The 6,492-nt window shown below is 69.3% G+C and carries 7 protein-coding genes; 4 read left to right on the top strand and 3 right to left on the bottom strand.

Annotated features, from left to right (window positions below):
• Positions 1-65 precede the first annotated feature (65 nt).
• Entirely contained in the window at positions 66-248 is a 183-nt protein-coding gene (locus VJN29_RS17545; protein WP_324144928.1) for a hypothetical protein, read from the bottom strand.
• Between the two features lie 116 nt (positions 249-364).
• On the opposite strand from VJN29_RS17545, the gene VJN29_RS17540 reads away from it, so the two are divergent.
• On the top strand, positions 365-1,051 hold the full coding sequence (locus VJN29_RS17540) for a DUF998 domain-containing protein (protein WP_324144927.1): 687 nt from the start codon (positions 365-367) through the stop codon (positions 1,049-1,051).
• Here VJN29_RS17540 and VJN29_RS17535 read toward each other — a convergent pair.
• Positions 973-1,725, bottom strand: a complete 753-nt coding sequence (locus VJN29_RS17535) for an isoprenylcysteine carboxylmethyltransferase family protein (protein WP_324144926.1) — start codon at positions 1,723-1,725, stop codon at positions 973-975. The genes VJN29_RS17540 and VJN29_RS17535 overlap by 79 nt on opposite strands.
• A 58-nt stretch (positions 1,726-1,783) precedes the next feature.
• Positions 1,784-2,800 (bottom strand): alpha/beta fold hydrolase, encoded by a 1,017-nt coding sequence (locus tag VJN29_RS17530; protein WP_324144925.1) that lies wholly within the window; start codon positions 2,798-2,800, stop codon positions 1,784-1,786.
• A gap of 86 nt (positions 2,801-2,886) precedes the next feature.
• Here VJN29_RS17530 and VJN29_RS17525 point away from each other — a divergent pair, with 86 nt between their 5' ends.
• Genes VJN29_RS17525 through VJN29_RS17515 form a run of 3 tightly spaced genes read left to right on the top strand, consistent with a single transcriptional unit; the run spans position 2,887 to position 6,469 of the window.
• Complete coding sequence (locus tag VJN29_RS17525; protein ID WP_324144924.1) at positions 2,887-4,278, top strand: pyridoxal phosphate-dependent decarboxylase family protein; 1,392 nt, start codon at positions 2,887-2,889, stop codon at positions 4,276-4,278.
• A gap of 59 nt (positions 4,279-4,337) precedes the next feature.
• A complete protein-coding gene (locus VJN29_RS17520; RefSeq protein WP_324144923.1) occupies positions 4,338-5,627 on the top strand; it encodes an adenylate/guanylate cyclase domain-containing protein in 1,290 nt (429 codons plus the stop codon).
• Entirely contained in the window at positions 5,627-6,469 is an 843-nt protein-coding gene (locus VJN29_RS17515; protein ID WP_324144922.1) for a glycoside hydrolase family 16 protein, read from the top strand. Before VJN29_RS17520 ends, VJN29_RS17515 begins: the two co-directional genes overlap by 1 nt.
• Positions 6,470-6,492 lie beyond the last annotated feature (23 nt).

Here is a 6,492-nt window from a genome sequence, read left to right as displayed (position 1 = left end):
CTCAGCGGCATACGGCATCGTTGGTCCTTGGATCGTTCGCATGATCCCGGCGAACGGCCGCAGGCTCACTCGTCCGGGGGCTGCTCCTCCTCCTGTGACTCGAGCACCTCGGCGTCGGAGTGTTGCGGCTGAGTCGCACCGGTGTCCGCGTCGTCCTTGAGCGCCTCAAGACCGTCCGGGCGTCCCTCCTCGGGTGCGTTCATCGTTGGCTCGGAGTCCTGGTCGTAGTCGTTGCTGTCGTTCGTCATGGGCACGCCGTACCCATCGCGCCGATGGCGGCAACGTCATTCGAATCTCGAGGTGTCGAATCCTCTTCGCCCGGCTCGACATGAGGGTGTCCAACCACACCCACCCAGGAGTCGAGATGACCACCACCTCCACGATCCCCGTCCTGACCGTTCAACGATCTGAGCGCACCCGACTGCTGCTTCGCTCAGGAGCTGTCGCCGGGCCGCTCTTCGTCCTCGCGTCCCTGGCGCAGATGCCGTTCAGGGACGGCTTCGACGTCACCAAGCACGCCTTCAGCTTCCTGCTCATCGGCTCGCCCGGCTGGATCCAGTCCGTCGTCTTCGTCGTCGTCGGAGTCCTGTTCGCTGCCGCCGGCGCAGGGTTGGCCGCCGTGGTGGGCGGACGCGTCGGGAAGGTGGCCCTCGTGTCAGCTGTCGGGGTCGGCGCCGGCAAGATCGTCGCCGGACTGGCTGCGCCGCAGCCCTCCTACGGCTTCCCTGCCGGGACGCCCGATGGACCGCCCGCCGTGCTGACGACCGCGAGCATGGTGCACGCGGTCGGTTTCGGTGTGGCCGTCCTCTGCTGGATCAGCCTGCTGGTCGTGCTCGGCGTAGCGCTGCGCCGACGCGGCGAGACCGGCACGGCGTGGCTCGTCCTCATCGTGGCCGCGCTCCTGCCCGCCATACCGGCGACCTCGGGTGCATCGTTCGCAACCCTGCTGCTGTATTCGGTCACCATCTCGGCCTACCTGGTCACCTCCGTGGCCCTGCTGCGCATTGCTCGCCGCGGTCCGGGGATGAGGGCGGGCACCCGGGTGGCGTAGTCCTCGTAGCTGGAGCCGTAGCGGCGACGGAGAGCGCCTTCCTCCAGCCGGGTGCCGATGACGATGTACGCAGTGGACGCTGCTGCGAAGAGCAGGTGTCCCATGCTCATCCTGGGTGTGATCCAGAAGGCCATCAGCAGCCCGAGCATGAGCGGGTGCCGTACCCACGCATACAGCCACTGCTCCCGGAACACTGGTGGTCGGTAGTGTCCGGGCCGGCTGGCCGCCTGCCGGAGGCCGACGAAGTCGGCGTGGTCGATCATGAATGTGGCCGCCACCGCGACCAGCCACCCGAGTCCGTACCCGGCCCAGAGCAGCAGCTGCCACGGCTGCGCGGAGATGTCCCAGACCGTTCCGCCGATGGGCCGCCACTGCCAGAGGACAAGCGCGAGAAGAGCGGCCGCGGCGAGTACGTACGTGCTGCGCTCGGCGGCAGCCGGGACCACGCGGGTGATGAGCCGTTTGGCGCCCTCCCGGGCCATGACCGAGTGATGAACCGCGAAGACCCCGAGCAGGGAGAGGTTGATGAGGACGGCCCAGATCGTCGGGGTGCTGGGGCCGTGGCTGATCCCAAGGCTCCCGACATCAGCGAGAAAGGCGATGGACCAGGCGATGTCGGCGAGGAACCAGGCGTACGCGACGGCCGCGAAGGTGACGAGCAGGGCGCGCTTCATGACTCTCATGGTCGGCGTGCGAGGGGGAAGGACGCAGCAGTGGAACTACCGCACTTTGCTAGGCCGTGTTCGTCACGTACCAAGCGGCGATCTGAGCGCGAGAACGGAACCCGAGCCGGGCCCGGATCCGCTCGACGTGCGATTCGGCGGAGCGCTCGGTGATGACCAACCGCTCGGCGATCTGTCGGTTGGACAACCCCTCGGAGACCAGGGCCGCGACCTCTCGCTGGCGCGGTGTGAGGGACGGGCTGGACCTGCGGGACAACGGCGTCAGGCCCAGACCGTGCCGAACGGCGTTCGTCAATGCATCGACGTCGCCGACGAACGGCAGGTGTGCTCGGCCCGGCAGGACCCTCAGCTCGGCGCCGTGGATCCCGGCCGCCAACCGTTGCCCCTCCGCCAACGGAACCGCCCGGTCGTCCCCGCGGTGGATGACCAGCGTGGGGGCTGTCACCCGTGGCAGGTCATCAGCCACGTCCATGCGGTAGCCCGCCGCAAGCACGCGATGCGCGGTCTCGGCTGACGCGGAGGAACGCTGGTGGACGACCAACGACTGGCGGACCGCAGCGTCGGCGCCAGGCGCGAAGATGTCGATCAGGATCTCCGATCCGAGCCCCCAGTGGTGTTCGACGAGACCGAGCACGTGCTCGCGGAGCTCCGCGCTGGCGACCCGGTCACCCTGCACCCAGCCGCCGTAGAGCACCAGCCGGTCGACCGTCTGAGGACGGCGCGCCGCCCAGTGGACCGCCAACGGCGCGGAGACTGATGTGCCGAGCAGGTCGGCTCGCTGCAGACCAAGGGCGTCGTAGAGCGCGCCGATCACGTCCATCTCCAGCTCGACGAGGTCCTCCACAGGAGCGCGATCGGAAAGGCCGCAGCCAGGCCGGTCGTACCGGATCAGCGTCCGTCCGGTGGCCAAGGACTCGTAGAAGCGACGTTCCACCGGCAACGCCCATCCGAGCTCGACATGTGAAACCCAACCGGGCAGGTACACCAGCGGCGGGCCGCTCCCGGCGACCGCATAGCTGACCGAGGTTCCGTCGTTCAGGCGCAGCCGGTCGATCGTCTGCCGCATGACGCTCATTGTGCGCCTCCGGTCGCCGCCATCCGTGATCTCGGCAAAGCCGTGCGCGGCGGTCGAGGCTGGAGGACCGTAGTCGTGTGCACGCCGATCTGCCGCTCCTCTTCGCCCGTGCCGCGCAGGTCGCGGCCGACTACCGGCGCAGCGTCGGTGATCTCCCGGTCCAACCCTCGACGGGTCGGGTCGAGCTCGACCAGGCGTTCGGCGCACCGCTGCCGACGGATCCGACACCCGCCGCCGAGGTCGTCGAGCGGCTCGTCGCCGCTGCCCAACCGGGTCTGGTGGGAACGGTCGGCCCCCGGTACTTCGGGTTCGTCATCGGGGGCGCGTCCCCGGCCGCCTCGGCCGCCGACCTGCTCGCCGTCGGGTGGGACCAGTGCGCCTACAACGAGGTGCTCTCACCCGCCGCGGCCGCAGCCGAGCGTGCTGCGGGAGCCTGGCTCAAGGAACTGCTGCACCTGCCCCACTCGGCCTCGACGGGCTTCGTCACCGGCGCCCAGGGGGCGAACACCGTGGGGCTCGCCATCGGTCGCAACAAGGTGCTGGCAGACGCCGGGTGGGACGTCTCCCGCGATGGGCTGGCCGGTGCACCACGGGTTCGCGTCGTCGCGAGCGAGGAGCGACACGCGACCATTGACCGGGCGGTTCAGCTGCTCGGCCTCGGGACCGCGAGCATCGAGGCCGTCGGGACCGATGGCAACGGAGCCATCGACGTCAACGCGCTGCGCCTGGTCCTTGACCAGGGTGACGGTGGACCGACGGTCGTCTGCCTCCAGCTCGGCAACGTCAACACCGGCGCGTGCGATGACCTGCGCGCCGCGGTCCCCATTGCACGGGAACGCGGCGCCTGGGTCCATGTCGACGGCGCCTTTGGCCTCTGGGCCGCAGCGAGCGCGAACTACGCCCACCTCGTCGATGGTGTCGAGCTCGCGGACTCCTGGGGGACCGATGCCCACAAATGGCTCAACGTGCCGTACGACTGCGGCCTCGCCTTCTGCGCCGACCCGAGCCTCCATGCGGCGACGATGTCGTACCGTGCTCCCTACCTCAGCGGGTCAGGAGCGACCTCCGACTTCGTCCTCGGTGACCTCACGCCCGAGTCGAGCCGCAGGGCAAGAGGATTCGCGGTCTGGGCCGCCCTGCAGGAGCTCGGCACGTCGGGCGTGGCTGACCTCGTCGAGCGCTCATGTGCCCTCGCCCGGCGGATGGCCGACCGCCTGGCCGCCGGGGGAGCGGAGATCGTCAACGACGTCGTGCTCAACCAGGTCCTGGTTCGGGTCGGGGATGAGGAGGAGACGGACTCGGCCATCGGCCGGGTCCAACGCGACGGGACGTGCTGGGTCGGCGGCACCACATGGCGCGGCCGGCGGCTCATCCGCGTGTCGGTGTCCAACGCAACGACCACCGAGGACGACATCGACGTCTCCGCTGCTGCGATCCTGCGGGCAGCGCGCGGCGGGTCCGTGGACTGATCATGGTGGCCACTCCGGTCCCTGCTCCGCCTGCAGCGCATCACGCCGGCAGACCGTGGATGCTGCGGCTGACCGATGCGTTGGCGGACATTGGTGCGAATCCGGCTGACACCAAGGACGAACGGCTCCGCAAGGGGACGCTCATCCTGGCATCTGTGCTCATCGCGCTGCTGTCGTTCGTCTGGGTCCTGACCTACCTCCTCTACGGCTACCCGGTGGCCGCCGCCATTCCGGCCGCCTACCAGGTGCTGACAGTGGTGGGACTCGTCGTGCTGGCCAGGACTCGACGTTTCGCCATCTTCCGCACGACCCAGTTCGTTGCCTTCCTCATCCTCCCGGGCCTGCTGCAGGCGGCGCTCGGCGGCGTCGTGGCATCGAGCGGCATGGTGCTGTGGGCGGTCTTCACCCCGTTGGCGGCGTTGGCCATGCTCGGAGTCAGGCGGGCACTCGCCTGGCTGGCAGCGTGCTTCCTCTGGGTGGTGCTGCTGGCGATCCTGGACCCGAGGTTCGCGGCGCACCCCGCCGAGCTCCCTTCGGCCTTCGTCGTCACCTTCTTCGTGCTCAATGTCATGGGAGTGACCCTGAGCGCGTTCGTCATGCTCGGCTACTTCGTCGAACAGCGCGAGCGGGTCCGGGCCGCGCTCGAGCTTGAGCGGGAGCGCTCCGAGCGGCTGCTGCTCAACGTGCTGCCCTCGCCCATCGCCCAGCGGCTCAAGGAGGAGGACGGCGTCATCGCCGAGCACTATGACAGCGTCAGCGTGCTCTTCGCTGACCTGGCCAACTTCACCGAGCACGCCATGGTGCTGCCCCCTCAGGAGCTGGTCGCGCTTCTTGACCGGATCTTCACCGCCTTCGACCGCGTTGCGGATGTGCACGGCGTCGAGAAGATCAAGACGATCGGGGACGCGTACATGGCCGCTGGCGGGCTGCCGAAGCCACGTCCGGACCATCTTGAGGCGGTTGCACGGACCGCACTCGCGATGCGAGAAGAGCTCGCGTCCATTGCCCTCGCGACCGGCCAGTCCTGGCTCGCCCTTCGGATCGGGATCGACAGCGGGCCGGCGGTTGCGGGCGTCATCGGTCGACGCAAGTTCATCTACGACCTGTGGGGCGACACGGTCAACACCGCCAGCCGGATGGAGTCGCACGGGCTGACCGGCGAGATCCAGGTGACGGAACGCGTCGCAGCAGCGCTCCGGGAGCAGTTCGTCATCCGGCGGCGGGGCACCGTGGCCGTCAAGGGGAAGGGGCCGATGCAGACGTTCCTCCTCACGGGCCAACGGTCCCGAGCCGGCGCCAACCCCGATTCCGCCCGCTCGATCGGAGCCGACGACACCGAGGTGATGTGATGACCGTGACCGGCGGGAATGACCCAGCCGAAGGCGCACCCGGCGGGACGTCGCGAGCGAGCCCAGCGGCATACGGCACCTTCATCGATGACTTCGACGTGCCGGAACTCGACGTCCGGCATTGGCTGCCCGCCTACCTTCCGGCGTGGAGCTCCCGGCGCGAGGCGGCGGCAACGTGGCACGTCTCCGGCTCGTGCCTGACGCTCGAGATACCGGCCGAGCACCCGCTCTGGTGTCCCGATGACCATGAACCGCCGCTGCGCGTGTCGGGAGTGCAATCGGGCAACCAGTCCGGACCCATCGGCAGCACGAGAGGCCAGCAGCCGTTCCGGGTCGGCCAGACGGTCCGTGAAGAGCAGCCCAGGTTCGAGGGGCTGCTCATGGAGAGTGGGCGATTCGAGATCCGCTGCGCGATGGTGCTCTCTCCTCGCTCCATGGCGGCTGCTTGGCTCGTCGGGTTCGAGGACGAGCCGGAACGGTGCGGCGAGCTGTGCGTCGTCGAGGTGTTCGGGCGCTCCGTGAGGGCCAGTGGGGGTCGCACCACGGCCGAGGTGGGCATGGGCGTGCATGCCTTCCGGGATCCGGGCCTCGTCGAGGACTTCGTGTCGCCGCGGGTGGACATCGATCCTGCCGAGATGCACACCTACGCCGTCGAGTGGGATGCCGCCGCCGCCATCCATCTCGTCGATGGTGTCGAAGTCCGGCGGACGCCGCACCCGCCCGGCTACCCGCTCCAGGCCATGATCGCCGTGTTCGACTTCCCGGACTGGTCGGTCGGGTCCGACGACACCCTCGTCCCGGCGCTGTTCGTCGACCGAGTCGCGTGGCGGCCGACCGTCTGACGACGGCGGACCGCCACGCGGCT

This window comes from Intrasporangium sp., assembly GCF_035280925.1.
Taxonomy (GTDB): domain Bacteria; phylum Actinomycetota; class Actinomycetes; order Actinomycetales; family Dermatophilaceae; genus Intrasporangium.
Note: the sequence above shows the minus strand (reverse complement) of the source record. Positions and strands in the feature narration are given on the sequence as shown.

Bases quoted from the DNA above. Each gene is read 5' to 3' on its own strand.
- VJN29_RS17545 (WP_324144928.1), bottom strand. From the start codon at position 248: ATGACGAACGACAGCAACGACTACGACCAGGACTCCGAGCCAACGATG.
- VJN29_RS17540 (WP_324144927.1), top strand. From the start codon at position 365: ATGACCACCACCTCCACGATCCCCGTCCTGACCGTTCAACGATCTGAG.
- VJN29_RS17535 (WP_324144926.1), bottom strand. From the start codon at position 1,725: ATGAAGCGCGCCCTGCTCGTCACCTTCGCGGCCGTCGCGTACGCCTGG.
- VJN29_RS17530 (WP_324144925.1), bottom strand. From the start codon at position 2,800: ATGCGGCAGACGATCGACCGGCTGCGCCTGAACGACGGAACCTCGGTC.
- VJN29_RS17520 (WP_324144923.1), top strand. From the start codon at position 4,338: ATGCTGCGGCTGACCGATGCGTTGGCGGACATTGGTGCGAATCCGGCT.
- VJN29_RS17515 (WP_324144922.1), top strand. From the start codon at position 5,627: ATGACCGTGACCGGCGGGAATGACCCAGCCGAAGGCGCACCCGGCGGG.